The organism is Paenibacillus sp. V4I5 (assembly GCF_030817255.1).
In the GTDB taxonomy this organism is placed as follows: domain Bacteria; phylum Bacillota; class Bacilli; order Paenibacillales; family NBRC-103111; genus Paenibacillus_E.
The window spans coordinates 272,584-299,018 of the sequence record NZ_JAUSZB010000002.1 but is presented as its reverse complement, the minus strand read 5'-3'; the positions used below and the strand labels follow the sequence as shown (position 1 = coordinate 299,018).

Sequence of the window (26,435 nt, the reverse complement as noted above, 5' to 3'; positions counted from 1 at the left end):
TTATTACTTGCATAGCGCGGCGCTAGCAATTCCGGTAAAGTACGAATCCGAAATTGGCACGTAGACAACCTCGTTCCCTCCGTTGTTGTTCATTTCATCGGCTTCACCGCCGGGTTTCGTTGTAAACTCAATACCAACCGCAACTTTGCCTTTCTTCTTCAGATCCGTAATATTTTTGAGAAGAGGAGCATCCTCGTTGATATAACCTGCCTGGTACCATTTGTGCATAGTAGTGTAGTATTCTTTCTTATTCTGAAGTTGTTCGATTTTAGTCAAGCTTTTATAGTCTTTATCATCCTTTTTGAAAACCACAGCAAGACCGTCCGCCCCTACTAAACCTGGGTCCGTATAAAGTCCCCATGAGTTCTGTGCCATTCCAAAAGGTATGACGTCCTGCTCGTTTTCCTTCAAGGTTTTTAAGAACGGCTCTATGTCCTTATAGGTTTTGATCGAGTTGATATCCAATTTGTATTTGTCGACGTACTGTTTTTGAATCACAAGACTTTTCGTCTTGGCTGCGATTTGGTAAACCGGGAACCCGTATACTTTGCCGTCGGCCGCTTTCATATCCGGCCAGAATTTATCTGGTATGTTTTTACGAGCTTCAGGCGCAAATTTTTTGATCATATCATCCGTTATTTCCAGAAGGGCACCTTTATCGATGTTCGGCTGATAACCTAATAGCCAATATTTCGAACCCCATGCGAGGTCGAATGCTTCCCCGGAAGCCATGATCGTATTCAATTTAGGATCGTATTCATCAAATGAGAGCGGCTTTAAATCTACCGTTGCATTTATTTTGCTTTTTAAATATTTATTGATTTCATCATTAACCAGCTGTTGATCTTTTCCCGGAGGATTGCTTGGGTAATAAAAAGTCAGCTTTACATCGGGTAGTTTGCTTGTTGTTGGAGTTACAGCCGGTGCTGCAGATTCGGTTGGTGAAGCGTTTGGTGTCGTAGATTCAATTACCGTATTGGTCTTTGTACAACCGATGACAAGACTGAAACAAAGGAGGAAAAAAGCAAGCAGTGTTTGTTTTGATTTTCTACCATTTTTCAAAATAGACACCTCCATTTTTGTGTACCCCAGGAAAGTAACAGGCGGCGAACCTTACTTACCTTTCACCTCCTCTCCTAACTCTTTAAAGATCCCACCGTGATCCCTTTCACAAAATACTTTTGGAAGAACGGAAAGATGATCAGCATGGGACCGCCCGCCAGAATAGCCATTGCCATCCTCACCGATAAAGTCGGGAAGTTCGTGAATTGTAACTTGCTTGCCGCCTCAGCTAACGGAGAGTTTGCTAAAAACTCAATTTGAGATAAGATTCTTACCAGCAGCAGCTGAAGAGGGACATACTTTTCATTGTCGATGAACAACAAGGCATTAAACCAATCATTCCAATAAGCAAAAGAAATGAATAATCCGAGTGTCGCGAGCGCTGGCGTTGAAAGAGGCAAGACGATGCGAAAGAAAATACGGAGCTCACCAGAACCGTCAATTTTAGCGGACTCAATGATTTCAATCGAAATTTTATCCAAATAGCCTTTCATGATCATGATGTTAAAAGGATTCAGCATCAAGGGAATAATTAATGCCATTAAGGTATTTTTCAAATGTAGATATTGGGTCATCAAGATATAAAAAGGGATAATTCCCCCATTAAAAAGCATTGTAAAAAAAATATAAAAAGTTAGAGGCCGATTATAGCGGAAATCCCTACGTGAGATAGGGTACGCCGACATTGCCGTCAATAGGAGTGAAAGGATCGTACCGATCACAGTGATCACAATCGTCACGCCATAACCCTTAAGTAGAAGTTCAGGCGTTTTCAATACAATCCGAAAGGCTTCCAAGCTCAGTTCTTTCGGAATAAAGCGATAGCCATTATGAAGTAAGCTGTTTTCCGAAGTCACGGATACGGCAATCACCAGGAAGAAAGGCACCGCCATCAATAGACAAACGATGATGAAAAATCCGTTAATCACCCAATTCGATTGTTGATTTCTATTCGCTTTTTCCATAGTGCTCCTCCATCTAAAATAACGCGTTATCTTTATCAACTCGGCGTACGATGAAATTTGCAGTTAGTATGGTTATTAAACCAACTACGGATTGAAGGAATCCCACTGCTGCTCCGGAATTAATGTCACCCAGCTTTGAAAGTGCTCGATACACATAAGTGTCAATGATATCTGTCGTAGCCAAATTCGCGCCTACATTATTAGGTACAAAATAGTGCAGGCCGAAATCGCCTCTGAAGATATTACCAAGCCCTAATATAAACACAATGATAATTAAAGGTTTCAACAGCGGCAGCGTAATACGAGCCATCATCTGTATCCGTGAAGCTCCATCCAATTTTGCAGCTTCATAGTAATCGCTATGGATACCTATTATCCCGGCGTAATAAATTAAAGTCGAGAATCCGACCCCCTTCCATAAAGCAACCAGTGGTAAAATAAACATCCATGGTGTCGTCTCGAAGTACCATTTATGCGGCTCAAAGCCAAACCATTTAAATAAAACATTGAGATACCCGTTCTTATGATCCAAGAAGGCATACGTAATGTAACCAACAAGTACGAGCGATATGAAGTAAGGGAGAAACATGGTTGTCTGGTAAATCTTGACCAGTCGGCCGCTCACCTCGTTAAGTAGAAGCGCGAAGAGCAGAGCTACAATCGTTCCAAGTAGGATATAGGTGATGTTATATAATAACGTGTTTCGTATGATTCTCCAGGCATCTTGCGATTTAAATATAAATTCGAAATTTTTGAATCCTACCCATTGGCTGCCAAAAATGCCCTTATCATACCTGAAATATTTGAATGCTAAAATTAAACCAACCATAGGCACATAGGCAATGATGAGTTCGAACAAAATACCAGGTGTCGCAAGCAGCAGCAGCTCCAGATTTTTACGTAGATGTAGAAATTCTTGGATGAACCATCGTTTCTTGACCTTGTGTGTTTTATTCATCGCGATCCTCCCTCCTAAGGCTTATCATGGCAGATTTACTTGTGAACATATAGAATACGATGTTCGAAAAGTTGTACGATTCATGTGTAAAATGTTTGAATTCATGAACTTTTTACTTGGGAAGATGAAAAAACCGCCATCCGTTCACCTATTGGTGTAAGAAGTGGCGGTTCTGCATAATCATGAAATAGATTTTTTCATACGATATTCCTTCGGTGTGCTGCCAAATTTGGCCTTGAACAAACGGAAAAAGTAACTTGGATTTGAATAACCGCATTCTTCCATAATTTCTAGAACGGTATGATTGCCGCTTTCCAACAGAAGCTGTGCATGCCTCAAACGGACCTCATTGATATACTCCGTGATGGTCATCTTGAAGCTTTCCTTGAACAGTTTGCCAATATAGGCGGAGGATAGTTTGACAGTCAATGCGATCGATTGCTGGCCAAGGTTCACGTCCGAATACTTTTGATGGATCAATTCTTTTATTGTGTCAAGAATAAGGTCATTACGCTCCGTAGCCCCCGGTCTCTGGCTTTCACATATTTTCGCACATAAAGACAATAAGGTGAGATACATTTCCTCCAATGTTTCTTTTTCCTGCGTAATGTGGTGTATGTAATCCATGTTCATTGCAAATTTGGAGACACGATTGTCCATTATTTCTAATGCTGTATTTTTGATCACCCAAGCTAAATTAGTTACTGCCCGATGTATATCGTCATAATTGAATTTAGTAACGAGTGAGAAGGCTTTTTCCAACTCGATTCCCGCTTCCGTCATTTGCCCTTTTTTCAATGCTTCTGACAACTTTCTCTCGATGGTATCGGGTATGGATACGAGCGAATTAGTTACATTTTCTTTAATGTCCTCAGTTGTAATGATCGACCTGTAACCAAAAATAATTTTGTACAAACTGTTAGTCAAAGCCTGTGTGTAGCCTGCCGACAAATGAGGCAGCTGTGAGATCCTGTCACTTATGCCGCAGGAGAGAGATAAACCGTAAAAATGATGTATAGTTAACTGAATTTCCCTAATAAGGTGAACGATTTGCTCGCAAACCGCATCGGTTGAGCTGCCACACATAGATACAATGAGGACAACGTGATCCCCCCAAACTTCCACTGCCTCGCTAGGATAAACCTTTGACATGATTTCTTGTGCGATATTCACGATGGCGAAACTATACATTTTCTTGGAGGAAGCTGTTGTGTTTCTGTCATAAGTCAGAAAATGATCGATGCGAAACACACACACCTGAATTTCGTACTTAACTGAAATGTATAGATCATGTTTCTTAATCAGGTTCAAGATATCGTTATGGGAGAACATCTGACTATCCGTTAAAAACTTACGAATATAATATTTTTTGACGATTTGCTCCGAGCTGATTTCATGAAGCTTCTCAGATAATTTCAAATAACGTTCGCTCATGACATCGAACTCGTCGCCTTCGAGTAACCCGGGCAGCCTATCCCCTGCTCCATGAACTCGTATTCGTTTGAGCATATCTTCAATTGGGTGATACAGCTTATACGACAACCAGATGGATAACCCTATCGCTATGAGGAGAAACACACCTGAAAAACCTAACGATTTCACTCGCGTCTGCGTGACGTCCTCCATCAATTTCTCATAGGACTGGATATAAAGGATTGTCCAATCAGGAATAGGATCCTCCATATAGGTGATCATGCTTTTTTCACCTGAAATGTCACCGATAACAAACCCCGATGGACTCTTCGATTCTCTCTTGCTGCTTGTAATCATTTGTTGAATACTCAATCTGTTATATTCGTTGGAATAGATATTATTCGTATTCGATGAGTATAGTCGTCCTTCTCTATCCGCTATCAGAAGATCGCCCTGATCACGATTACTCCTGACATTCATCTTCTTCAAGCTATCAAATACCCAGTCTGATTTTATATAGAAAATAATAGCTGATTCATTGCTAGAGAAAGGTTTGAACGAATCGGTGACGATGAAGGCAAACGTATCGATCTGACCATCATCTTTCTCTAAGCTGACAGGAATGAGCCTTGATGTTAGATGCGGATGCGATGGATCGAGCAGCCAATCCCGGATCTTTTTTTTCGTAACGCCTCCATCCAGCAAAAAATGGCTTGTTGTTCCGTAAATTTCATTCTGGGTGTGATTATAGATGGCCATGGAATGCAAAAAGGATGAGCTTTCCATTATGTTCGTCATTCTTTGGTAACCGCGAATCAAATCCATTTTGGGCAGCATATCATCAAACATAAGCGGAATTAGAAGATTGTCCTTAATGACGAAATACGATAAATGGGTAATGACTTCGTTCATATAGGAAAAGTTGTATTGAAATTGCGTGAGCACTTTTAGATTCGATTCTTCCTGTATGCTTTTAACCGATTTCTCTAAGATATACGTATTGGCAAGCGTCGAGGCCATCAGCACAATAACCATTGACAGCATGATAGAGATCAGAACTCGCTGCAAATATTTTTTGGATTTGTAAAACCCAAATATTTTCAAACGCACCAAGCCCCCTATGATGCTGCGATTTTACTGTGGTCCTATTTTCCCGTAGTCAATGTTCACCCAACCTAACCTATACGCAGGCGAATTCGGTTGGAGCCTATAATCACCTTCAGCAGCATGGATGAATAGTGGATCCGTGATTAACGTGTGCCCGTCAAATTTACCATTCAATAACGATCGCCAAGCCTCCCAATCATATTCACTTCTACCGAGGCGATCTTGTCCGCATGGATCTAACGGCAATTTACCAGCAACCTTGCATGGCCCCTCATCTTTCCAATACAAATTACGGTCAGCAGCAGCAAACTTATCCTTACGCCAATTTACGAAATAATACAAGTACCCGGAGTTATAAACGATGTTTCCATCAACCACGATCTCCTTATTTTCTTCCCCCGCCATCTCCTGAGTCCCAATGGCAGCAATTGCATGCGGGTTAGAGACAAGCAAGTTACCTTGAATCCGGTTACCGATTCCTTTTGAGAAAATCAGCATCCAGAGTTTTCCTTCTCCTGTGCTATACAGATGACTGAGTACATTATTGGTTACTGTAAAATAGTCAGACGCATCGTCCAAGTAAATACCAAATCCGTAGGAAAAATGAATGCCACTATGATGTAAGTGATTGCTGTGAATGACATTCCCTGTGCCCACGCCCCAAGATTCAAGTAATCCGCCATCCTGGCTATCTGTCATCACATTGGATATATCATTATAGGCAATGTGATTATTTCTTGTATGAAGAAAATCCCAGTGATTCTCCCATGTGACCGGAATCCCATAGAGGGTAGCGGTCATGACTTTGTGTCTTAATCCTTTAAGAGAAATCCCGTAGCGCGGCATATGAGCAATGGTGTTATGGGAGATATCATTATCCCCGCTTTGGTATAACAAGATCCCACAGCCATGCCCCACCAACTCGCCTCCATGTTTGATATAGTTATTGGTAATCCTATGTCCTTTGTTCGTATAAGAGGCTTCTGCTGTTGTAAAAGATCCTTGAATAGGGGAAAAGCCAGAAGCACAAATCCCGATATAACCAAGATGCTCGATATGATTGCCAGCCATGGTGATGTTTTGTGCGTAGTGATCCATAAAAATTCCACAGCTTCCCGAATTCCCTATCTGGCAATGGGAAATTTCGATATCCGCAGCGTAATTGATATAGATTAAGCCTTCTCTGTGCTCATCTCTTTCAACATTGTTTAATCCAGGCTCTTCTTGAATCATTTTATATTCACCGAAAAAGTCCGTACATGATAAATTCAAGCCCGAAAACGTGAGATGCTGTACCTGGCATTCATGATCGCTTCCTTTCAGCTCTATAAGCCTTGTGACGGTCGGTGCAATAATCTTTTGATGTAAAGGCTTTCCACTCTTGGGACGGTAATAGAGCCATCCCTCCGTTTCATCCAGATGAAATTGCCCAGGTGACTGTAGGAAATGGAGTGAGCCCTGTATGTAATAGCGTGAACCAACACCAATATCCCAGATAGAAGGATATTTGAATCTCACAAAACGCTGATCATAGTCAATCGAATCAATCTCTCTCATCTCCGAGAACCAATTCCATTCTCCTCTTCCTGGCCAAATAAATACCTGCGAATTCGTGAGATCGCTTCCAAAAGGAATTTCGTTTGAATGGAACTTGAACCCTTCAAGGTAGGATTCACCCGATTGTCCTTCTACTTGAAAATAACCGTTGGCTGGAAGTCTAGCTTTTGGGATACGATCTCCATCTGCATAAAGCGTATGAAAGCTCCAACCTTGTCCGACCTTTGTTTTCCAAATGCTATCCTTATAAGGCTCCCAATGGGAAATCTGTTTTCCCCCAACTAATCGCGGTACTTCACCTGGGAAATTTCGATAAGAAACACGAAATCCATCTCTACCGGAATCGCGGTCGTCAAATTGCAAGGTTGCGTCTACAAAGTATGTTCCACCACGAAGATAAACAGTTACATCCTGAGACATGCCGTCTTTAATACGTTCACGCACCACATTCTGAGCTTTATTAATGGTTAAGAATGGAGCCTCCTTACTGCCAGAATGATTGTCATCACCATTCGGAGCTACAACTAATATCGCTGTATGGAACATAGGAATCTCCTTTATACACATGATAACCTTATTTATGACTGCCCCCCCCTATTTATGCCACCCTGAAGTCATGTTTTTTGCCCAATAATCGCAAAAAGCCGCAGTCAATAAAAGACTGCGGCTTAATTGCCTAGTTTAGGCTCGTTTTATGACTTTAATCCGCTCACAAGAACTTCAACCGCCTCGCTTAGTGGTGTAACCGGGCGACCAAGAAGTGTCTGAAGATCGTTGCTCTCTATGTCTAGAACGCCATCTCTAATCGCACTTTGGATGGCAACAAGAATGGGAACAACTTGTTCAGGAACCCCTGCACCGGCCATGATTTTACCATAAGTCTCATCGTCAACTTGCTGAATAGGAACTTCGCGGTCAAGGACCTCAGCCAGAACCGCTGCGAGATCCTCATGCGTGATCGGTGTGCCTGAGAGCTCATAAACGGTATTCTCATGTCCGTTACCTGCAAGCACAGCTGCTGCCGCTTGTGCATAATCGCCGCGAGAAGCCCACCCTACTTTGCCAGCCCCTGCCGAGGTCACGAGCGGTGCACCCGCCAATACGCCTTGTATCGTTCCAATCTCGTTTTCGATGTACCAGTTATTACGTAGAATTGAGTACGGGATTCCCGTTTTGCGAATCGCTTCCTCTGTCGCACGATGCACGGGCACGAGAAAGAGAGAGCTTTCCTCTGCGTTTGTAGCACTAGTGTACGCGATGAAACCAACTCCAGCGCGTTCAGCCGCAGATACAGCAGCTAAATGTTGACGAATTCGAGTTTCGTTATCCCCTTGCGTCGAAACGATAAGCAGGCGGTCAACGCCAGCGAAAGCTTTATCAAGAGATGCTGGATCATCAAAATCACCATGGCGCACTTCAACTCCCCGAGAACGTAAATCGCTTGCCTTCTCCGTGTCTCTTACGCTGACAGCTAATCTTTCAGCTGGTACGGATGCAAGTAAAGCCTCCACCACTTTTGATCCCAATTGTCCTGTTGCACCTGTTACTAGAATTTTCATTTGTAAATACCTCCATCAGATTATTTAATAATGAGTTAGAATCACCGAAGTTATAACCACATCGGTTACAACTAAGTTATAAAAATTAGCTCACTTAAGAGCTATTTTTATTTAAAATTAGATATGAGTTGTTGCAAGGAAACGTTAGACAATCTTTGTTCCATCGCGGATTGAGCGTCCCGCATTTCTGCACGGAGGGCAGATTCAATATTTCTTCCTACCGTACAGTTGGGGTTGGGATGGTTATGGAAATTGAACAACTCCCCATTCTCGATCACTTCCACTGCCCGGTATACATCAAGTAATGTAATTTGGTCTGTATCCTTACACAGCGAAGTTCCGCCAACTCCAGCACGTACTTCAACGAGTCCTGCCTTCTTCAACATCCCAATAATTTTGCGAATAATGACAGGATTCGTATTCACGCTGCCAGCAATGAAATCACCTGTACACTCCGTTGGAATAGTCGCAATTAACGACAGGATATGAACAGCTATCGAAAAGCGACTGCTAATCTGTTTCATTCATCATCACCCACTCGTTGTAACCAGTATAGTTCTAACAGATATCTGAGTCAAGCTGATCTTTCAGCTAAATCGTTTTTTTCGTTAAATGTTCCAAAATACGTTCTTTGATTTCCAATGGATTCTCAGTTTGAAAAACAACTTTTCCAAATTTATGATTCTTTAATTCAAGTATGATGACATCCTTATGATTCTCATAGGAAATGAAACACCATCTATCTCCGATCAGGAAACGTCCTTCTCTAATGTCAGCTATTGAAGTACCAACTCTAAATTGAAACATGGATAACTTAAAGTCATCTATTGAAACATTCCCTATATCCGAATACGGAATTTCAACATGTTGTTTTAACGCAGCAGCTCTAGTCAATCCCGATAGATGAAGAATAAGCGCATCCTTCGTAAATTCAATTGTTCTAGCCATTTTAACTACCTCCGCTTTGTATAGTTTGGATTTTCTTGTGGAAACACCTATAGTACGACTGAGTATGAGAAATCGTTCAACCATTTTAAATAATTCACTAAAAAAAGCTGCCCCTAAGGTCATTGACCTTGGGAGACAGCCCTAAACTTAATCTTCATTGCATGTTTACTCATTAATCTTTGAATCCTTAATAAGATCTTTCTTCCAAAAATCGATGACAATATGGTCTGCTAAACGCAATTAGTAAGAATCGTTGTTACGTAACAGCAGTAAGGTCCAATCTCCAATCGTTGCACCGCATGAAGCTCCCCGGAGGGTATTCGAAGCTGCACTCGGCGATGAATTTGAAACCGAGTTTCCGGCAAATGGCATTCGATGCGGGGTTATCGACTGACGGGAATGCGTGAATGTACCTGATCTTCGGTTCCGTCCTGGCGCTGGCAACAGCCGCCGCGGTTGCGGCGCTTGCAATGCCTCTGCCTTGGAAAGTCGGCAGAACGCCCCAACCGATCTCGTACACGGTCTCTTCCTTCCAGACACGTTCCCAGTACCCGATGTTGCCGACCGCTTCTAGTTCTGGAAGCAGAACGATGCTGAACATACGGCCATTCCCCTTGCCGCCAATCTCGACGTAGCGTTTGTGGCGCGCCAGGATCTGCTCCTCCGTTTCCGGACCACCCAAGTGTTCCAGCATCTCTGGTGCATTCATGCGATACAACAGTGCAAGATTAGCCTCTGCCCATGGCTCGATCCTTACCTGCTGCTCGTTCGTTTGAGTTAGCATCTTTCACACTCCTACTAAGGAATTCATGTCATAATAAGTACAATTTCATTTTACTTCTGAACCATTACCATCATCAAGTTCAAGCCTCCCCTCTTGTGCTTACAATTCTTGAAAAGTCGACCGAAAGACAGGAAAAAAGCCGGAGTCCTCTAATGGAGGCCCTACGGCTATCAAACTAACCAATTACGTATTCACGAAATCAGAAGTAGCTCGCCCCAAAGATTTCACAGCTGATTTGTTTAATTTATTTGCCCAAATGCAATAGCCCATCCCCACATAAGTCAATCCCCAGAAGAACGCGAACCATTTATTATCTGCGACTGGAATGACGATGGAGAGAATCATAAGCAAGAACAGTCCGGGAACCCAGCGCGGAAATACTTTAGCACGGAAGGTCAAGATCACGAATATCAAAGTGCCTCCCATGAAACCGATCATGCCAAACATTCTTGAAATGTTAACTAATGTACCCTCCGGCATAACCGCTTCCGCCCCACCTGCTGCAAATTGGGACCATACCATCGCAGTCGTTAAAATGTTCCCCACAATGATAAACAGGGTCGTAATGAATCCAGAGACTCCCGTTTCACGTGATTGTACCATATAGGTGACGATCGTCCCGACTGACATTAGAATACAAGCGATCAAACCCGTTGTCAGCTCTTGTGTGCTGTCCGTCCCCCAAATAATCGAAGCCGGCGTCATTCCCATTCGTGTAATCCCCGCCAGGATACAGATCATGCCTAACCATTTGATGACTTGCTTCTCATTCATTTTACCTCATCCTCCAAATCGAATTTGTGCTGCTATGCTATTTAGATTACACGGTGGGAAATCACGGAAAACAGAGCAGAGACTCCCGACTTTTCGGGAAACTTTCAAATCTTTTTCGGGAATAAGCAGGAAAGCTAATGGGAAATTATCCTTAATCCATTTTCATAAGGCCAGGGATCAAGCTATAATTAAATGAAAAAAGATTCTAATTAGGAAGGCGATTGTGGCATGTCGATGGAGATTGTCAAAGGAAGTAATCCAGAAATGCGAAATGAACGAAAAACAGCTTGGAGAATGTTGATCTTGCAGCTGTTTGTGCTTGTTTTCAGCTTGATAACAGCCGCGCTGTATATAGGCAGCATTCCGAAGTATTATACGGCTTTGGTACAAACATGTATTGTCCAAGGATGCGGCATTCTAGTCCCTGCCATGCCTTTGCCCGATCAGGGACTAAGCTTAGACAGCTATGCTCTCTTATTCGTGCTCATTGACTGCGTCTTTACGTTTGTCTTTTACTCCACTTCTGCTATTGTACTGTGGAAAGGTTTTCGGGAGCCGATGGGACTGCTTGCAGCTCTGGCTATGGTTTCTTTTGGTACGTCATTCCCTTCGTTGGTCATGGTTGCCTCTGAAGGTTCAACATTCGCCTACAGCTGGTTTATGTTTGTATCTATGTTTGGTTGGATTTCTTTGTCGTTATTTTTCTTTCTTTTTCCTGACGGAATGTTCGTGCCGAGATGGACTCGTGCCGCCTTTGGTCTGATTGTGTTCGTTGATGTATTAAATTTCTTTTTAGAAGGAAACATATGGAATTCTCTTCATATTCCCGAATTCCTTCAACTATTCTGGTATGGGGGATCAACGCTCATTCTCATCTATTCACAAGTTTACCGTTTCCGTAAAGTGTCCTCACCCGCTCAGCGGCAGCAAACCAAATGGGTGGTGTTTGGGGTTTCCATCGGACTCGTCGGATTCGTTGGGATGAGCGCTTTATTTGATCCCAGTCTCAACGACGGTTCAGCTATGACTTACGTTTATTTGAACGCCATTCTGAACCTCTCCTTAACAGCAATACCAGTTACGTTGATGGTTTCGATTTTGCGGCAGAGGCTATGGAACATTGACCCAATCGTCAATCGGACGCTTGTCTATGCAGCCTTATCCATCTGTGTAGTACTGCTGTACACACTGGCTATTCTTTATTTAAGCCGTTTATTTCAAACCCGGGATAACTATATCGTATCCCTTTTGGCCACAGCTGTAGTTGCAGTAGCGTTCGCTCCATTAAAAGAATGGCTGCAGCGCCAAATTAATCGGCTTATGAAAGGCCGACATGATGACCCGTATGCGGTTCTTTTAGAGCTCGGCAATCAATTCATTCAGCCGATTGCCCCGGAAGACATCCTTGATGCCGTCGTAAGGACAGTTAAAGATGCACTACGCCTCCCTTATACTGGTATTTCTATTGGCGTTGGTGGTCAGGACACCTTGGTTGCTTCTGCCGGTGAACCTAACAATGATCTTCATGTGATGCCTATTATTCATAGGGGTGAAGAGCTGGGCATGCTCCATATTGCCAGTAGATCGCCTGGGGAAACATTTACCTTAGAAGACAGTAAGTTTCTAGATGTCCTACTACGGCAAGCCGGACCAATCGTTGAAAATGTAAACATGACGCTAGGCATGAAGCTGCTGGCTCATGACTTACAGGAATCGCGGGAGAAGTTAGTGTTAGCCCGCGAGGAAGAGCGCCGGCAAATTCGCAAGAATTTACACGACGATTTAGCGCCAAGGCTGGCTGCGCTTGCTCTAAACGCAGCGACGGCGCAGAAATACGTCGTCAAACAGCCCGATACCGCCATCGAGATGCTGGCAGATTTGCGGCAAGTCATTCGATCCACGGTCGATGAAATCCGCACCTTGGTCCATGACTTACGACCGCCCACGCTGGATGAGCTTGGGCTGATCGGGGCGATCCAAGAGCGGATCGCTCTGCTGTCCAAGCCTGCGATGCTGCTTGCGGATGAAGCGGGAGCCGCTCCGCTGAGCGTGGAGCTGCATGCGCCACAGCCATTGCCCTCTCTGCCAGCAGCGGTGGAGGTGGCCGTGTATAGAATCGTTACCGAGTCACTTGTTAACGTCATTAAACATGCCAAAGCTACCTCCTGTACCATCCGGTTGGACGTCTCATCCTCCCACCAGCTGCGGGTGGAAATCTCAGATAATGGCACAGTCCCCCCATCTCGGTCGGGGATTTCGAGCAGTAAAGGCGGCATTGGCCTTGTCTCCATTCGGGAAAGGGCTACTGAATTGGGTGGAAACTGCACAATAGAAAGACTTGAAAACGGGGGCACAAGAGTTTTGGCTGTGCTGCCACTGTAAGAGTTGATGTCGAGAGAATTGAACTTGAAGGAGATTGATGATTAAACATGAAGATCATAATCGCAGATGACCATCCAATATTTCGCAGCGGAGTCAGAAATTTGCTTAGAACGACAGAAGATTTAGAGGTTGTTGGAGAAGCTTCCTCTGGAGATGAAGCTTTGAAGCTGGCGGAACAATGCCAGCCTGATTTGATTCTAATGGATATTCGTATGCCCGGACTGAACGGGATCGAGGCCACGCGGCTGATTAAAGAGAAATTCCCGAATATCGAGGTATTAATCCTTACGATGTTCCGCGATGATCAGTCGGTCTTTACCGCCATGCGCGTCGGGGCTAAGGGCTACGTGCTGAAGGACGCGGACGAAGTTGAGCTCATGCAATCCATCCGCATGGTGGGCAGTGGCGGAGCTGTATTCAGCTCAGATATCGCAGCAAGGATGATGCATTACTTTGCGGTGCCCAAGCTGGTGGACACCGTGGAGCACCCTGTTTTGGCTGAGCTGTCCAAGCGGGAGATGGAGATATTGGAGCGTATTGCCGAGGGGGATACCAACGCTCAAATCGCCACGCGTTTGCATATCAGTTCTAAGACTGTGGCCAACAACGTGTCTACGATACTGAACAAGCTTCAAGTTGTAGATCGGAACGAAGCTAAGCGGCTTTTGAAGGAATCTCGGGAGGGTTGAGGTTCAAACTTATTACTCAACCACACCTGAGCGAACCATTACTGTCTTAATATCCACTTGAACCTTGGCATTGGGATACATCTCCCTCCACTTCTCATCCGTCAGATTGGAGTGTCGTACCTTAGAATGATAGACTTCACCAAACCCAATCGGATCCGATTGGACCGCTTGGGTTTTTGCAATCAACTTCTGTATACGCCTAACAAATTCCTTAGATATCTCGCTTTCAAAAGCACGTATGACTTTTTTTTCTCCTAGCTTCAAATCGGTAGAAACCTCTTGTATTCGAACATTCATTTTTATACGGATAGAAAAAGACGGAATAGAAGGATCCGCCAGTTTAATTTGACTGGAGCTTGATATATTTTCGATCACGATATCCACTTTATTTCCCTGAAAGCCTGGCTTCAATTGGCGAAAAGGCTCCGCGTCTAATGATATTTCCAATGAACCGGCTTTATATCGATCGCGAATGAGCTTAAGCACAAATGCCTCATCCGTACTTAGCTCTCCTACCATTTTATCATTCCGAAATAAAACGGTATGGTTCAATAAAATTTGGTCGCCAATTCGCTCAATTACTGGGAGTACAGGATCTTTGCCTACGGAATATACGTCGTGAATAAATTCATGTAGCGTACACGAGCTGATTTGTTCTCCTTGAATATTTTGACGGAGCATCTTATGAAGGTAAGTTCCGATATTGCTGATTTCCGGAAATCGGTGCGTGATGATATTTTCCGTGCTTCCTCTACTTACTGTTAGAAAAATTGTATCAGAAATGACTGAGTCTCTTGAAAGCGTATCGGCAAGCGTTATGATCCCATTCCGTGCAAGCTTCTCATTATAAATGGCGACCCTAAGTTGACCACTAACGACACGCTTCGATACTTCACGGTTTTGAGCATTGCGAAGACCTTTGCTTGTGTTAGCATTCGTAACAACCACTTGGACCTTTTCTTTAGCTGCCGGATCAATTTGATGCAGCAGCGCCGTCCCCTTTATGCGATCTTTCTCAGCAGGATCATAACCAACAACGACAACAAGTCCTAATTCTTCCAAAATTCGTTTCTGCACGCAGCCTGTCCAAATGGGTAGGAGCAATACGATAATGGATAGAACGATCACCGATTTTCTCATGACATCACCCCTTCTTCCCTTCGGAAGCGTTGTTTGATCAAGACAGCAGCGTATAGAATCCAGGGATATCCGAACACAATATACAGCGACACTTTTCCAAAGTTGTCATTCATGGTATTAATCTGCAAGCGCGTTTTGAAAAGACTAGATACAACAATAAGCATAAAAGCAAAGGCGTAAAGAGCATATTTCTGTTTCCAACTAAAAATTCGCTTTATTCCTTTGGATGCTGCCCACATGTACATCATTAAGTTCGGGAGTATAATCAACATCCACAAACTGATAGCTACATATTCAAAGCGTTCCAGAAACGGGAATATAACAATCTTGAACAGACTAAAAGTTGCCCAAACGGTTCTCAGTAGTTGATCAGGACTAAAATAAACGATCGTTATCACCATGATAACTACATATAAGACTGTGGTTGCCAGAAGACCCATATGGATGGGCAAAGAGGCACGCTCCTTGTTACGAACGAAAGGATACACAAACATCAGGATTTCAAATCCGATGATGGTCAAAGACATTTTCAACATGCCTTGCCCTAACTCCGAAATACTAGCCTCCATAACCGGAGCTAGATGTAACCATTCTGCATAACGAATAGGAAAATATAAAACAATAATCAACCATATGGTCATAATGAAGGACATAAAGCAGATCCCCACTACAATCCGAATTCCGCCAAGAACGCCATAAGTAATTAACATAGCCAAGAACGTACTCAGCAACCAAGTCGGTATTTCCGGAAATATCCAGGTCTGAACCAATTCCACGTAATTGCGTGATATCACAATTGCCGCTGCTAGCATATACAACATATACAAAGCATTGATTAGACCCCCGAAAAAGCGACCATAAAGATCTTTATGGATTTCATAAAGGTCCTTATTCGGATTCAACCTAAGGGTTCGGAGCATAATCCATACGGTGATATGGGCCCATACTCCAGCCATGCATATAGATACCCATGCATCATGCCCTGCCCTTTCAAAAATAACTCGTTGAAATCCTGCCAAACCAACCCCTACCTGATTTTCAAAAATAACAAAAAATAAGAGAAACGAACTGAACATCAGACGCTTTGGAGGATTTCCCGACTTCACCTTAACTCCTCCTTTCTTCCTTCATTCATCGATATCTCCGTGGTTTGTCGAAAGCTCTTGTTTTTCAAATCTGTACGTATCTTCGCCTTTGGTATACGAGGAGCGTCTCCTTAAGAAAGCGAAAGGTAATCTCAATATACTGTCTTTCAAGTCCTCTTTCCTAAACGGATATAAGGGATACAAATAGGGTTGATCGAGACTTGTCGCACGAAGTAGGTGGATCACCAGAAAGCAAATACTAATCATGATCCCGATTCCTCCATAGAAGCCTGCAAGGATAATGATTGGATACCGAATGATACGAATCGTAATACCCATCAGATAAATCGGTGCTATAAAGGAGGACAACGTTCCTAGAGCTACGATGATGATGAGAATATTGCTTGTGAAACCTGCTTGCACGGCGGCTTGTCCGATGACGATACCGCCTACGATCCCAATGGTCTGGCCAATTTTGCTCGGAAGTCTTGCGCCTGCTTCGCGGAGCAGTTCAATCGTTATCTCCAAAAACAAGGCTTCCATCAAGGGTGGAAACGGTACTCGAGTTCGGGATTCTGCCAGCGGCACGACCATAGCCGAAGGTATGATTTCATAATGATACGTTAGGGCAGCGACATAGAGGGGTGTAAATAATAATGACAGAACCATAGCTCCAACCCGTAATAGTCGAATGAAAGTAGCCATATTCCACCGGACCATATGATCTTCAGGGGAGGAGAAGAAATCCATCATCGTCGATGGACATACGATGGCGAACGGACTTCCAGAAACAAAGACGACGATCTTCCCCTCTGATAAGCTGAACGACGCGCGATCCACACGTTCGGTCAAGATAAACTGCGGAAATATCGTAAATTTATTATCCTCTATTAACTGAACCAGCTGTGCGCTAGCTATAAGACCATCTATCTCCAAACTATTGATCCTATCGCGTACTCGTTTGACAAGCTCATCATTTATGAGGTCTTTGATATAAAACATGGCTAGCTGCGTCTTGCTTCCCTGCCCGATCTCTAGGTTCTCCTGGCAAAGATTTGGACTCGGAAGGTACATTTGAAGCAAGGCAATGTTGGACCTCAAGATTTCCGTGAAAGCGATTTGCGGACCAAGAACTTGGTTTTCGGCATCCGGTTTTGAATAACTTCGATCTGGAGGCTTGTACATATTCAGTAAAAGATTAAAACGGGAATCGTCGGAGTGAAGATACACCCATCCAAACAACAACTTCTCCACTACAGCCTCAACATCTTCAGCCTCAACAATCCCTGCAACGGGGAACCGCTCTGTTTCATTTACTAAAGGTACATCGACTAAATTCACTAAAGGTTGAATAATATCCCTTTGAAGCAAATCCTGGTCAACTAGTGTTTCTATGTAATAGATTGCGGCTGTTTGCTGACCAAGCATGACATATTTGGCAATTAAATTTGGATTGTCATTTAGAGCCTCTTGAAGCAGCTGTTCCAACTCGATAATATCGGCAGGTAAGTCATTTTTCATGTTCTGCACGTTAAACAATCCCTCGTTTCACAATGCCATATCGCATAGTATGTCAAAATGTCAGGAAAACAATCCCATTATAGCTTTGAAAAACATAAAAAACCATCGCGTTTATATCGATGGTTCTTAAGGACTTGAGGCCCGTTACTTTATGTAATTTGTCTCTAATTTAATCCTTAGCGACAAACAGAATATGATTGCCTGATGGGTCGACTGCTGTATTTTCGTTTACAGGATAGCCCAACAATTCAAGATTCTTTTTTGCACCATCCCTAGTTAGTTCATCAGCAAATACGATCGTATAATATTTCAGACCAACGCTGTTACGAGATGGCGCTTGTATGCCTTTACCGTTCCAGATGTTTAATCCAATATGATGATGGTATCCTCCACTGGAAATAAAGAGAGCTTGATTGCTTATTTGATAAACAACCTTAAATCCAAGTCCTTTGACATAAAATTCTGCTGCTTTTGCGAGGTCTGAGACATGTAGATGAATATGTCCCATAATGGTATCAGTCGGCAAACCAGTGAACTTCTCTCCATTTGCTTCAGATAAAAGACTGCGTAAATCAACCTGTTCAGTTGCCATGCTGACTTGCTCCCCAATCCATTCCCAGTTTTCAGATGGACGGTCTACATAAATTTCCAACCCATTCCCGTCTGGGTCAGCCAAGTACAGCGCCTCACTCACAAGATGATCGGATATTCCTTGTAACGGGTATTTGATATCAATGAAGTGCTGAATGACTTTTGCTAACTCTTTCCTGTCCGGCAAAAGTATCGCATAATGATAAAGTCCTGAACGACGTGGTTCTTTCGGTGAGACATCTGCTGGCTGCTCTAGGGTCACCAGTACATCCTTTCCGTTTAGCGTCAGTGAAACTGAGGTTTCTGTGCGATCCAAAAGTTGAAAACCTAATACCCCTTGGTAGAATGATAAAGACCTTTCAAGCTTTTCAACGATTAAATGTACATGACTAACAAATGTAATTGGCTGTTGATGAAACTTCATATGAGTACCTCCCATTTATATATTAGACTTCAAGTATGGATGATCGAAATGTTACATCTTGATCACTTTGCCTTACCCTTAGATTCTATAACTTGGAGTTAACACCAAGTCAAGTTATTTATGAATGAGTAAGCATTAGATTTGCCACAAAGTTTTAAAGAAAAAGCAGGTCGCCGCGGCGCCTGCTCGTTATCTTATTCATTTCAAACTTGAATACTTACTTGAACTCTTTATTTTCAAGCATAATTAATTGGGAGGTTGACGTTTTCGCGGTCTGTTTCGTATGTTGAACGAGATTAAAAATGTCTTTATATGCTTGTTTTGCCCCTATAACCAATAAAGGCACACCTATGAAATCAATTTTTAACCATCGTGAAAGCATGCCACCACACGTCATCGCAAAAGGCACAGTTGGAGACGTGTTGGATAAAATGATTTTTTCGTTGAGAACCCCTTCTTCAATTAGCATATCAATGAGATTAAATACACCCGGAACTAGGATTTTAGACCTTCCTCTGCCCATCGTGTATACTTTATTGCCATCTTCATCCTTGCCATGAAAGTATAACTTCCCTCTGTCTTTGTAAACTAGCTTATTGAAATTGTGTGTATTCAGGATCTCATTTTTTGTTGGCTCGTGAGAACCGTCTAACTTTTTGAGATGATAAGCTGCAGCTAAAACTGTTGTATGAGTTCCCCCGAAATCGTTATAAATATAGATCATTGTTCATATCCACCACCCTGATTGCGATATTATTTTAAAACATCTTTACTCATTATCTCCTACAATGAATAAAACAACCTTATTCTCGAGCATATTACAGTTTGTTGTATCCTTATAAATAACAGCAAGGGAGCATTCTTAACAATGACAACAAACAGTGGACATCAAGGAGCGCATGGAATCGGCCAAGAGGTAGAACAGTTGAACAATCAGGCCCAGGCAGCTGAACTCATGCAAGGAAAAAATAAGGTAGATCAAGAAATCATTGCAGCAGCTAACGAGCACAGTTCAGAACTAGATGAAATCATTGAACGTGAGACAACGTAATTTGTAACTATTTAGAGAATAATACAGAGAAGCCACGCACTGATGCGTGGTTTTTTGTTGCATCTCCGTCGTCTAGGAATATCCACTAGGTAGGATCAGCTGCATAATCGGGGTCCGTATTTTTTGTTTCTTTGCCAAAAAACAATAAAACAAGGGCTCCGATGACAATCGCTACGAAGAATACCATAAAAATGGAAGTGATTGCTTTATCACTCGCCACTAGCAAACCTACAAGGTACGGACCAATGATACCGCCGATACGTCCGAAGGAAGCGGCAAGCCCAACACCCGTAGAGCGTACTTCAGTCGGATACAACTCAGGTGTGTAAGCATACATGGCTCCCCATGCACCAAGATTAAAAAAAGATAAGCTAATACCAGCTGCTATCAACATCCCTTCCGTTTCAGCATTACTGAACCATAATGCGCTTGCTGCTGTCAGCAGCAAATAAGTGACAAGCACGAACTTGCGGCCGAATTTCTCAATGAAAAAAGCGGCGGTAAAATAACCTGGAAGCTGTGCTAACGTCATGATCAATACATATTGAAAGCTTTTCACGAGACCAAAACCCTTAAGAACCATGACGGTTGGCAGCCATAGAAACATTCCGTAATAGGAAAATACGACTGTGAACCACAAAATCCAAAGTGTTAACGTGGATCTGCGATATTGAGATGACCATACGGAAGCTATACGTTCGCCGAATGACAATTTCCGGCTGCGCAGCTCTGTAAATCGAGGTGAATCTTGAATCGCTCGTCTGAGGTATAACGCATATAATGCCGGCAGCGCACCGATAACAAAGGCTGCCCGCCAGCCGTAGGAAGGAATCACGAAGTAAGCAATAAGCGCCGCGACGATCCACCCGCACGCCCAGAAGCTTTCTAGCAGAACGACAGCACGTCCCCTTTCATTAGCAGGAAACGACTCAGAAACAAGAGTTGACGCGACAGGAAGTTCTCCACCAAGTCCTATTCCAGTAATGAAACGCAAGACACATAGGATAACAAAGCTAGTAGCAAGAGCAGAGAGTCCACTAGCAGCGGAGAATATAATAAGCGTACAGAGCAATACCATACGACGTCCGTATCGGTCTGCAAGGGAGCCTGCTAATAAAGCCCCTACGGCCATTCCGATCGAATTAATGGCTGCCAACAGACCAATTTGCTGTGCACCTAATTTCCACTCGACTGCTAACGCAGCAACAATAAACGAGATAATTCCTACATCCATAGCGTCGAACAACCAACTAATACCTGTGCTGAAAAGCAACTTTCGTTTTGCCGGTTCACTTAACAAACTTGTTTTATTTACATTCAAAACGCATTCTCCTAATCATATCATTAGCTTGCCTTATCCTATTTTGTGTTAAATTTCTGAAAAACACTCCCTCAGCAAACCAATAATCAAGCCTCAAGTTGATCACTCTTCCCATCGGATTAAATGTGACCGATCTAAACATAATATGGGTATCAACTATAGGAGGCCTATAATGAAACATACTAAAAAATTACTTACCCTATTAAGCTGTATACTTGTTTTATCCGGGTGCGGTAAAGGGAATTTTGACCCTCAACAAATTGGAGTCTCAACGCAACAAGGCGGTATGGATAGGCGGCTATTGGACCCTAAAATTACAAATCAAGACGTATTGCTTCAAAGGGGTGATGCCAACATCGAACTAGAAAAGCGCGGTTATCGCGCGCAAGATGCCGCTTCTTCCACGAATAGCACTATCAAAATTCTTGGAGGAACGCAAGGACTCGTTCAAGTTTGGCCCAATCCATCTATCCAGCCCAAAGAAGGTAATTATGCAGAGAATGTGATCTCACATGCGGCTATGTACTATGGAACTCCATACGAATTCAGTTCAGATCGATCTGACCCATCCACATTTGACTGCTCCGACTTCACGCATTGGGTTTATCTTTCTTCTCTAGGGATGGATATCCCAAAAGATTCTCGAAGTCAAGCGACCTATGTTCAATCTTTTTCCAATCGGGCTTACACAACTATCGATCAAGCCCAGCGTGGAGATTTGCTCTTTTTCGTCAGTTATAAAGGGACAGATCCGAATTTATACACCGGGATGGATAAATCCATCGAAAACATTACACACGTGGGTATCTATTTGGGTAATGGAAAAATCATACATACTGCTTCAGCGGCCACAGGTGGCGTACGTATTGATGAAGTTGCCAATAATCATCTAACCTATCGCTTTGCCTTAGGTGGCTCGGTACTCGACACAAAATAGCCCTTAACTCTCACATATCTGATTGGCCTGGTTTCCATCCAAGATTCTATCTATGTTCCTAATGGAATGGACGAAACATTGTTTCATCCTGTGGAACCGATTGCTCCCAAAGGTGAGCGAGTTAGGATTTTGTTGGAAGGTTCCATGGAAAGGAATGGCTGATGCCATTGCAGCAGTGAAAGACTTGACTGTGAGGTATGGTAAGTCTCTAGAAGCAGACAATTGCAGCCAAAATGGAGGTGTGATCACTTTTTTCCCTCTAGGTAACATTGCAGCGGCACAAGCAGCAGTAAAATGACCTTTGCTTTAACTAAGGCATAAAAATATCAAGAGACGCGATCTTTTCTAAAGAACACGCCTCTTGATTTAATTAATCTTTTATAGGTATTAATATTTCAACGTTTTCTTCCTCTACATTTTCCTCAAAGTAATAGATTTCGATCGGACAAGATTGATCCAAAAACTTCTGTTGATATCCATTTTCTTTCATCCACTCAAATATTCTCGAGTACGCTTCACCTATTGTTTTGGTTGTACAATTTATTTTGGCATAATTAACGGCAGGGAGCTTAAAACCAATCATCCCTTCGGGTATTACAGTTAAATCATCCACTTCAAGGCAAGCAAAATAGGTAGCGAATATCCCATTGCACATATATGGCGAAAAGAGGATTTCCTGATCCTTCGCATTTGTGATCTCATGTCTTCTCTCAGCAAATTGACTTTGTATTTGTAGTGCTGCATCTGGGAACCCTTTTGGAAAATTGGCTGTAAGACTCTGACCAACTAATTGATACTCTCTTCGAAGAGTCTCACAGTGATATTTAATCATCGTTTTGTTTTCCAAAGTAATCGTCCCTCTCTTATTGACTATTTATTCTGTATTAAACCGATCCCATTCCCTACTGGATCCACTAAATAAGCAAGATAAAAATCATCAAATTCCATCTTTCCTCTAACAACTTGTGCTCCGGACTCAACGGATTTCATAAGTGCCTCATCTATGTTGTCAACTTCGATTTGAATTCTTATTCCGTGTGGAAAATCACTTGGTCCCTTTGAAATACCGCCATTAATGCCAGATTTATCATCATTTCCTGTTGTCACTGAGTGGTATCCCCAGTTAGGCTCTGCAACTTTCCAGCCAAAAACAGATGAATAAAAACTTGCAGCTCGTTCCGGATCCTGACTATTCATTTCAAATAAGACAACACGGCCCAAATGATTCAACCTCCATAATTGGTATTTATACCCACCCCTATAATACCGAATATTTGTTCCCATGTAAATGAATTTATTTCTGAAATGAACAAAAGAAACCGCTCCTTGATGATCAAGGAGCGGTTTCTGGGTATTAATTATAAGTAATCTTTAAACCTAATTCCAAGGCTCGGGCAAGCGCTCCCTCAGAAAATTTAGGTTTCTTATACTTTTCTTCAAACTCTTCTTTCGATAGCGGTGCCCAGATGAAATCTTTATTCTGATAGATCCACGTTTTGGTTCCCCAATCGACGTGAACCGTCCGGCTGGCAACCTTTTTAACGACGCCAATCTCGATAATAACACCCGTTTTACCGAATATTTTGGCGCAGTATTTGTTAAGCATTTCGCTCACAACAACACCCCGTTTCTATACGCCTGATCTTAGTGAATGTATGATACTTGAAGCTATTTCAATAGACTGTTCGTCTGCTTGAAATTCACCACGAAAGGAATCACCCAATATCTTAATAATCGCCTTGCCCAGGGATAGTGCATCCAGATCATCTAGATGTTTAGTGATATAAATGGTTATCGTTCGCGTTTCACCATCATACTCATCATCCGGACAATCCATCGCTAGAAGCTTAACGGGGTCCCATCTATCGATATGGTGTTTCACGACCTCCATAATTGGCGTAGGGTCATAAGGTAGGGATTCTAAATACTTATTCTCTTTCATGATTTCCTTTTTAATACTCCAAAGCATAACATTCATTTTCGTCTGATCAGATACTGCTCTAAATTTCAATAGAAAAGCCTCCTTTACAGGACGCTTTCTCGATCTTCTGTCACAATCTTTTCAGACCGCTCAATAATCGCCCCATTGAAGTTTATCATTTTCCCTGTACCATGAGCAATACATTCCATCGGGTGCTCAGCGAGATGAACCGGAACGCCTATGTCCTGCTGAAGCCGCTTATCCAATCCTTCCAGCAATGCGCCTCCACCACATAGCAGAATGCCCTGCTCCATCACATCACCGGCAAGTTCCGGCGGGCATTTCTCCATCGCGAGTCGAATGCATTCCAGAATCGATTTCACAAAATCATCCATAATCTCGTAAATTTCCTGCGATGAAATCGATATCGTTCTTGGCAAGCCCTGCACGAGGTCACGCCCTCTTATATCCATCTTCACTTCTTTCACAGGCATCACAACGGCAGCGACGTTCTTCTTGATTTCCTCCGCAGTCCGTTCTCCAATGGCCATATTATAAGTTTTCTTTACATATTCGATAATATCCTGATCAATTGACATGCCTCCACGGCGAACCGACTCACTTACGACAATTCCACCAAGAGAGATAATGGCTACTTGACTTGTCCCTCCGCCGATATCAAGAACCATGCTTCCAATTGGTTCTGCAACAGGTAGCCCGGCGCCCATAGCTGCAGCTAGTGGCTCCTCGATGGTGATAGATCTTCTTGCTCCTTTATGTACAATCATTTCTTCAACGGCACGCTTCTGTACATTCGTTATTCCACAAGGCACGGAGATCAGCACTTGGAAGCTGCGAAACCATTGATAACCTCTTTTTATTTTGCCTATAAAATATTTCAGCATCGCTAAGGTCATATCAAAATTGGCTATAACCCCATCTTTTAAAGGATAGATGACCTCCACATTAGCTGGAGTTCTTCCAATCATATCATAGGCTTCTTGGCCAAAAGCTTTAATTTCCCCTGTATCCGTTTGAATGGCGACAACAGACGGCTCTTGCAGAACAATCCCTTTTTTTTGTTGATAAATAAGTGTATTACAAGTGCCCAAATCCACACCAAACAGTTCTTCTAATCTCTTTAACATGACTCGCTCCTTCTCGCTGTTCAATAGACAATGCCCATAGTAGCGTGTATATTAGTTGATTTTGACTTAACTGCATCTTCATACTTGTTCGCATAAAGCAGCCATTCTAGGGGGGTAACCCAAAAAATGCCACCCACCATATAGGTGAGCGGCACTCTCAAGTAAGCTTAATTTAGTTCGCAGCTGCTGGTTCAGCTACTGCTTTAAAGGCTGAGGAAACGTAAGTTACGGCTTTTGCCTCAGTTATCACTTCAGCATACATTGTGTCTGGTTTTGGATCTTGCAGCGTATACGAAATCACTGCTTGACCGTTTTGGTCAAATCGAACATTTTGAATGGCAATACTGTAACCTGAATTCGGTTTTTGACCTCTTGATAAGGTAACCTTGTTCACATCGTCAGTTACTTTCTCCACAGTTACGGATACATCTTCTACAGGTGCCGGTTTTTGGATATGTGTTTCCAGGACGCGAATCGCATTATAGATCCAACCTGCGGCTTGGCCACGATTAAGTTCGGCTTTGGGATTAAACATACCTTCCTTGTCAAGTTCGGCAATTTTATAAAGCAACAAGCGTTGTAGCGCCCCTTGATATTCAGGAGTGATCTGAGCCTCATCTTTGATCGGGATAAACATTTTCACTAATGGGAAATCGCCCTTCTTTTCCAAAGCACGTACGAGCATTTCTCCAAATTGTTCACGAGTGATTGTAGCGTTCGGGTTTACATCCTTTGGAATATCCATACCGTTGTAGTGCGCTTTGATAAAGGCATCCGCATACCAAGCATCATTAGGGATATTGGTAAAGATGTCCGAAGCTAATGGTTGTTTAATAAAGCGCATCGTATCTAAGTTCAAATTCATGCCTTTAACAATCATTTGAACGGTTTGTGCATAACTAATCTTTCCTTTTGGGACGAAATGATCCTTATCAATACCGCTCACGATTCCGCGTTCTTGTAGAGCGGAGATTGCTGCAGCTTGTCCTTCCTCTACATCCGTAAAAGCGAAGGCACTGCTAAAAGTCAAACTGCTAACCAAAGCTGTTGTTAAAGTTAAAGCCGCTATCTTTTTCATAGTTAATTCTCTCCTTTTAG

At 42.8% G+C, this 26,435-nt stretch carries 26 protein-coding genes; 4 read left to right on the top strand and 22 right to left on the bottom strand.

The window, feature by feature from the left end; all coding sequences use genetic code 11:
* Window positions 1-3: 3 nt before the first annotated feature.
* The 10 genes from QFZ78_RS03235 to QFZ78_RS03190 form a co-directional block, all read right to left on the bottom strand.
* A complete protein-coding gene (locus QFZ78_RS03235; RefSeq protein ID WP_307545302.1) occupies window positions 4-1,062 on the bottom strand; it encodes an ABC transporter substrate-binding protein in 1,059 nt (352 codons plus the stop codon).
* A 74-nt stretch (window positions 1,063-1,136) separates the two neighbouring features.
* Window positions 1,137-2,027 (bottom strand): carbohydrate ABC transporter permease, encoded by an 891-nt coding sequence (locus QFZ78_RS03230; RefSeq protein WP_307545300.1) that lies wholly within the window; start codon window positions 2,025-2,027, stop codon window positions 1,137-1,139.
* Between the two features lie 13 nt (window positions 2,028-2,040).
* The gene (locus QFZ78_RS03225; RefSeq protein WP_307545298.1) at window positions 2,041-2,985 is read right to left on the bottom strand and encodes an ABC transporter permease; all 945 of its coding nucleotides are present in this window, start codon (window positions 2,983-2,985) and stop codon (window positions 2,041-2,043) included.
* Between the two features lie 180 nt (window positions 2,986-3,165).
* Entirely contained in the window at window positions 3,166-5,502 is a 2,337-nt protein-coding gene (locus QFZ78_RS03220) for a helix-turn-helix domain-containing protein (protein ID WP_307545296.1), read from the bottom strand.
* 30 nt (window positions 5,503-5,532) lie between these two features.
* A complete protein-coding gene (locus tag QFZ78_RS03215) occupies window positions 5,533-7,608 on the bottom strand; it encodes a right-handed parallel beta-helix repeat-containing protein (protein WP_307545294.1) in 2,076 nt (691 codons plus the stop codon).
* 146 nt (window positions 7,609-7,754) lie between these two features.
* Window positions 7,755-8,621, bottom strand: a complete 867-nt coding sequence (locus QFZ78_RS03210; protein WP_307545292.1) for an SDR family oxidoreductase — start codon at window positions 8,619-8,621, stop codon at window positions 7,755-7,757.
* A gap of 107 nt (window positions 8,622-8,728) precedes the next feature.
* The gene (locus QFZ78_RS03205; RefSeq protein ID WP_307545289.1) at window positions 8,729-9,145 is read right to left on the bottom strand and encodes an Rrf2 family transcriptional regulator; all 417 of its coding nucleotides are present in this window, start codon (window positions 9,143-9,145) and stop codon (window positions 8,729-8,731) included.
* Window positions 9,146-9,212: 67 nt separating this feature from the next.
* Window positions 9,213-9,569 carry a hypothetical protein gene (locus QFZ78_RS03200; RefSeq protein WP_307545287.1) on the bottom strand — a complete coding sequence of 119 codons (357 nt, stop codon included), beginning with the start codon at window positions 9,567-9,569 and terminating at the stop codon, window positions 9,213-9,215.
* A 256-nt stretch (window positions 9,570-9,825) separates the two neighbouring features.
* On the bottom strand, window positions 9,826-10,353 hold the full coding sequence (locus QFZ78_RS03195) for a GNAT family N-acetyltransferase (RefSeq protein ID WP_307545285.1): 528 nt from the start codon (window positions 10,351-10,353) through the stop codon (window positions 9,826-9,828).
* 183 nt (window positions 10,354-10,536) lie between these two features.
* A complete protein-coding gene (locus QFZ78_RS03190; protein WP_307545283.1) occupies window positions 10,537-11,127 on the bottom strand; it encodes a hypothetical protein in 591 nt (196 codons plus the stop codon).
* A 228-nt stretch (window positions 11,128-11,355) separates the two neighbouring features.
* Here QFZ78_RS03190 and QFZ78_RS03185 point away from each other — a divergent pair, with 228 nt between their 5' ends.
* On the top strand, window positions 11,356-13,509 hold the full coding sequence (locus QFZ78_RS03185; protein ID WP_307545281.1) for a GAF domain-containing sensor histidine kinase: 2,154 nt from the start codon (window positions 11,356-11,358) through the stop codon (window positions 13,507-13,509).
* Window positions 13,510-13,556: 47 nt separating this feature from the next.
* Entirely contained in the window at window positions 13,557-14,198 is a 642-nt protein-coding gene (locus QFZ78_RS03180) for a response regulator transcription factor (protein WP_307545279.1), read from the top strand.
* Between the two features lie 12 nt (window positions 14,199-14,210).
* Here QFZ78_RS03180 and QFZ78_RS03175 read toward each other — a convergent pair whose 3' ends face one another.
* The 5 genes from QFZ78_RS03175 to QFZ78_RS03155 all read right to left on the bottom strand — a co-directional run bounded on the left by QFZ78_RS03175 (window position 14,211) and on the right by QFZ78_RS03155 (window position 19,683).
* On the bottom strand, window positions 14,211-15,338 hold the full coding sequence (locus tag QFZ78_RS03175) for a Ger(x)C family spore germination protein (RefSeq protein WP_307545278.1): 1,128 nt from the start codon (window positions 15,336-15,338) through the stop codon (window positions 14,211-14,213).
* On the bottom strand, window positions 15,335-16,444 hold the full coding sequence (locus QFZ78_RS03170; protein ID WP_307545276.1) for a GerAB/ArcD/ProY family transporter: 1,110 nt from the start codon (window positions 16,442-16,444) through the stop codon (window positions 15,335-15,337). Before QFZ78_RS03170 ends, QFZ78_RS03175 begins: the two co-directional genes overlap by 4 nt.
* 21 nt (window positions 16,445-16,465) lie before the next feature.
* Entirely contained in the window at window positions 16,466-17,944 is a 1,479-nt protein-coding gene (locus tag QFZ78_RS03165; RefSeq protein ID WP_307555450.1) for a spore germination protein, read from the bottom strand.
* A 169-nt stretch (window positions 17,945-18,113) separates the two neighbouring features.
* Complete coding sequence (locus QFZ78_RS03160; RefSeq protein WP_307545274.1) at window positions 18,114-18,959, bottom strand: VOC family protein; 846 nt, start codon at window positions 18,957-18,959, stop codon at window positions 18,114-18,116.
* Window positions 18,960-19,176: 217 nt separating this feature from the next.
* A complete protein-coding gene (locus QFZ78_RS03155; RefSeq protein ID WP_307545271.1) occupies window positions 19,177-19,683 on the bottom strand; it encodes a DUF3189 family protein in 507 nt (168 codons plus the stop codon).
* A 144-nt stretch (window positions 19,684-19,827) separates the two neighbouring features.
* Here QFZ78_RS03155 and QFZ78_RS03150 point away from each other — a divergent pair, with 144 nt between their 5' ends.
* Entirely contained in the window at window positions 19,828-20,010 is a 183-nt protein-coding gene (locus QFZ78_RS03150; protein WP_307545270.1) for a hypothetical protein, read from the top strand.
* Window positions 20,011-20,095: 85 nt separating this feature from the next.
* Here QFZ78_RS03150 and QFZ78_RS03145 read toward each other — a convergent pair whose 3' ends face one another.
* Window positions 20,096-21,331: an MFS transporter gene (locus tag QFZ78_RS03145; protein WP_307545268.1), complete on the bottom strand. Its 1,236-nt coding sequence runs from the start codon at window positions 21,329-21,331 to the stop codon at window positions 20,096-20,098.
* A 172-nt stretch (window positions 21,332-21,503) separates the two neighbouring features.
* On the opposite strand from QFZ78_RS03145, the gene QFZ78_RS03140 reads away from it, so the two are divergent.
* Window positions 21,504-22,268, top strand: coding sequence for a C40 family peptidase (locus tag QFZ78_RS03140; protein ID WP_307545266.1), 765 nt, complete (start codon window positions 21,504-21,506; stop codon window positions 22,266-22,268).
* Between the two features lie 370 nt (window positions 22,269-22,638).
* On the opposite strand, the gene QFZ78_RS03135 is transcribed toward QFZ78_RS03140, so the two are convergent.
* The 6 genes from QFZ78_RS03135 to QFZ78_RS03110 all read right to left on the bottom strand — a co-directional run bounded on the left by QFZ78_RS03135 (window position 22,639) and on the right by QFZ78_RS03110 (window position 26,415).
* Complete coding sequence (locus tag QFZ78_RS03135) at window positions 22,639-23,115, bottom strand: GyrI-like domain-containing protein (RefSeq protein ID WP_307545264.1); 477 nt, start codon at window positions 23,113-23,115, stop codon at window positions 22,639-22,641.
* A gap of 23 nt (window positions 23,116-23,138) precedes the next feature.
* Complete coding sequence (locus QFZ78_RS03130) at window positions 23,139-23,489, bottom strand: VOC family protein (protein ID WP_307545261.1); 351 nt, start codon at window positions 23,487-23,489, stop codon at window positions 23,139-23,141.
* Window positions 23,490-23,622: 133 nt separating this feature from the next.
* Window positions 23,623-23,883, bottom strand: a complete 261-nt coding sequence (locus tag QFZ78_RS03125) for a hypothetical protein (protein WP_171644114.1) — start codon at window positions 23,881-23,883, stop codon at window positions 23,623-23,625.
* Window positions 23,884-23,898: 15 nt separating this feature from the next.
* Window positions 23,899-24,279 carry a hypothetical protein gene (locus QFZ78_RS03120; protein ID WP_307545258.1) on the bottom strand — a complete coding sequence of 127 codons (381 nt, stop codon included), beginning with the start codon at window positions 24,277-24,279 and terminating at the stop codon, window positions 23,899-23,901.
* Window positions 24,280-24,293: 14 nt separating this feature from the next.
* Window positions 24,294-25,337: a rod shape-determining protein gene (gene mreB / locus QFZ78_RS03115; protein WP_307545255.1), complete on the bottom strand. Its 1,044-nt coding sequence runs from the start codon at window positions 25,335-25,337 to the stop codon at window positions 24,294-24,296.
* A gap of 172 nt (window positions 25,338-25,509) precedes the next feature.
* Complete coding sequence (locus QFZ78_RS03110; protein ID WP_307545253.1) at window positions 25,510-26,415, bottom strand: S-layer homology domain-containing protein; 906 nt, start codon at window positions 26,413-26,415, stop codon at window positions 25,510-25,512.
* Between the last annotated feature and the right edge of the window lie 20 nt (window positions 26,416-26,435).

Coding starts and splice junctions, on each gene's coding strand:
- QFZ78_RS03230 (WP_307545300.1), bottom strand. CDS start 2,027: ATGGAAAAAGCGAATAGAAATCAACAATCGAATTGGGTGATTAACGGA.
- QFZ78_RS03225 (WP_307545298.1), bottom strand. CDS start 2,985: ATGAATAAAACACACAAGGTCAAGAAACGATGGTTCATCCAAGAATTT.
- QFZ78_RS03215 (WP_307545294.1), bottom strand. CDS start 7,608: ATGTTCCATACAGCGATATTAGTTGTAGCTCCGAATGGTGATGACAAT.
- QFZ78_RS03210 (WP_307545292.1), bottom strand. CDS start 8,621: ATGAAAATTCTAGTAACAGGTGCAACAGGACAATTGGGATCAAAAGTG.
- QFZ78_RS03205 (WP_307545289.1), bottom strand. CDS start 9,145: ATGAAACAGATTAGCAGTCGCTTTTCGATAGCTGTTCATATCCTGTCG.
- QFZ78_RS03200 (WP_307545287.1), bottom strand. CDS start 9,569: ATGGCTAGAACAATTGAATTTACGAAGGATGCGCTTATTCTTCATCTA.
- QFZ78_RS03195 (WP_307545285.1), bottom strand. CDS start 10,353: ATGCTAACTCAAACGAACGAGCAGCAGGTAAGGATCGAGCCATGGGCA.
- QFZ78_RS03190 (WP_307545283.1), bottom strand. CDS start 11,127: ATGAATGAGAAGCAAGTCATCAAATGGTTAGGCATGATCTGTATCCTG.
- QFZ78_RS03185 (WP_307545281.1), top strand. CDS start 11,356: ATGTCGATGGAGATTGTCAAAGGAAGTAATCCAGAAATGCGAAATGAA.
- QFZ78_RS03180 (WP_307545279.1), top strand. CDS start 13,557: ATGAAGATCATAATCGCAGATGACCATCCAATATTTCGCAGCGGAGTC.
- QFZ78_RS03175 (WP_307545278.1), bottom strand. CDS start 15,338: ATGAGAAAATCGGTGATCGTTCTATCCATTATCGTATTGCTCCTACCC.
- QFZ78_RS03165 (WP_307555450.1), bottom strand. CDS start 17,944: ATGAAAAATGACTTACCTGCCGATATTATCGAGTTGGAACAGCTGCTT.
- QFZ78_RS03160 (WP_307545274.1), bottom strand. CDS start 18,959: ATGAAGTTTCATCAACAGCCAATTACATTTGTTAGTCATGTACATTTA.
- QFZ78_RS03155 (WP_307545271.1), bottom strand. CDS start 19,683: ATGATCTATATTTATAACGATTTCGGGGGAACTCATACAACAGTTTTA.
- QFZ78_RS03150 (WP_307545270.1), top strand. CDS start 19,828: ATGACAACAAACAGTGGACATCAAGGAGCGCATGGAATCGGCCAAGAG.
- QFZ78_RS03140 (WP_307545266.1), top strand. CDS start 21,504: ATGAAACATACTAAAAAATTACTTACCCTATTAAGCTGTATACTTGTT.
- mreB (WP_307545255.1), bottom strand. CDS start 25,337: ATGTTAAAGAGATTAGAAGAACTGTTTGGTGTGGATTTGGGCACTTGT.
- QFZ78_RS03110 (WP_307545253.1), bottom strand. CDS start 26,415: ATGAAAAAGATAGCGGCTTTAACTTTAACAACAGCTTTGGTTAGCAGT.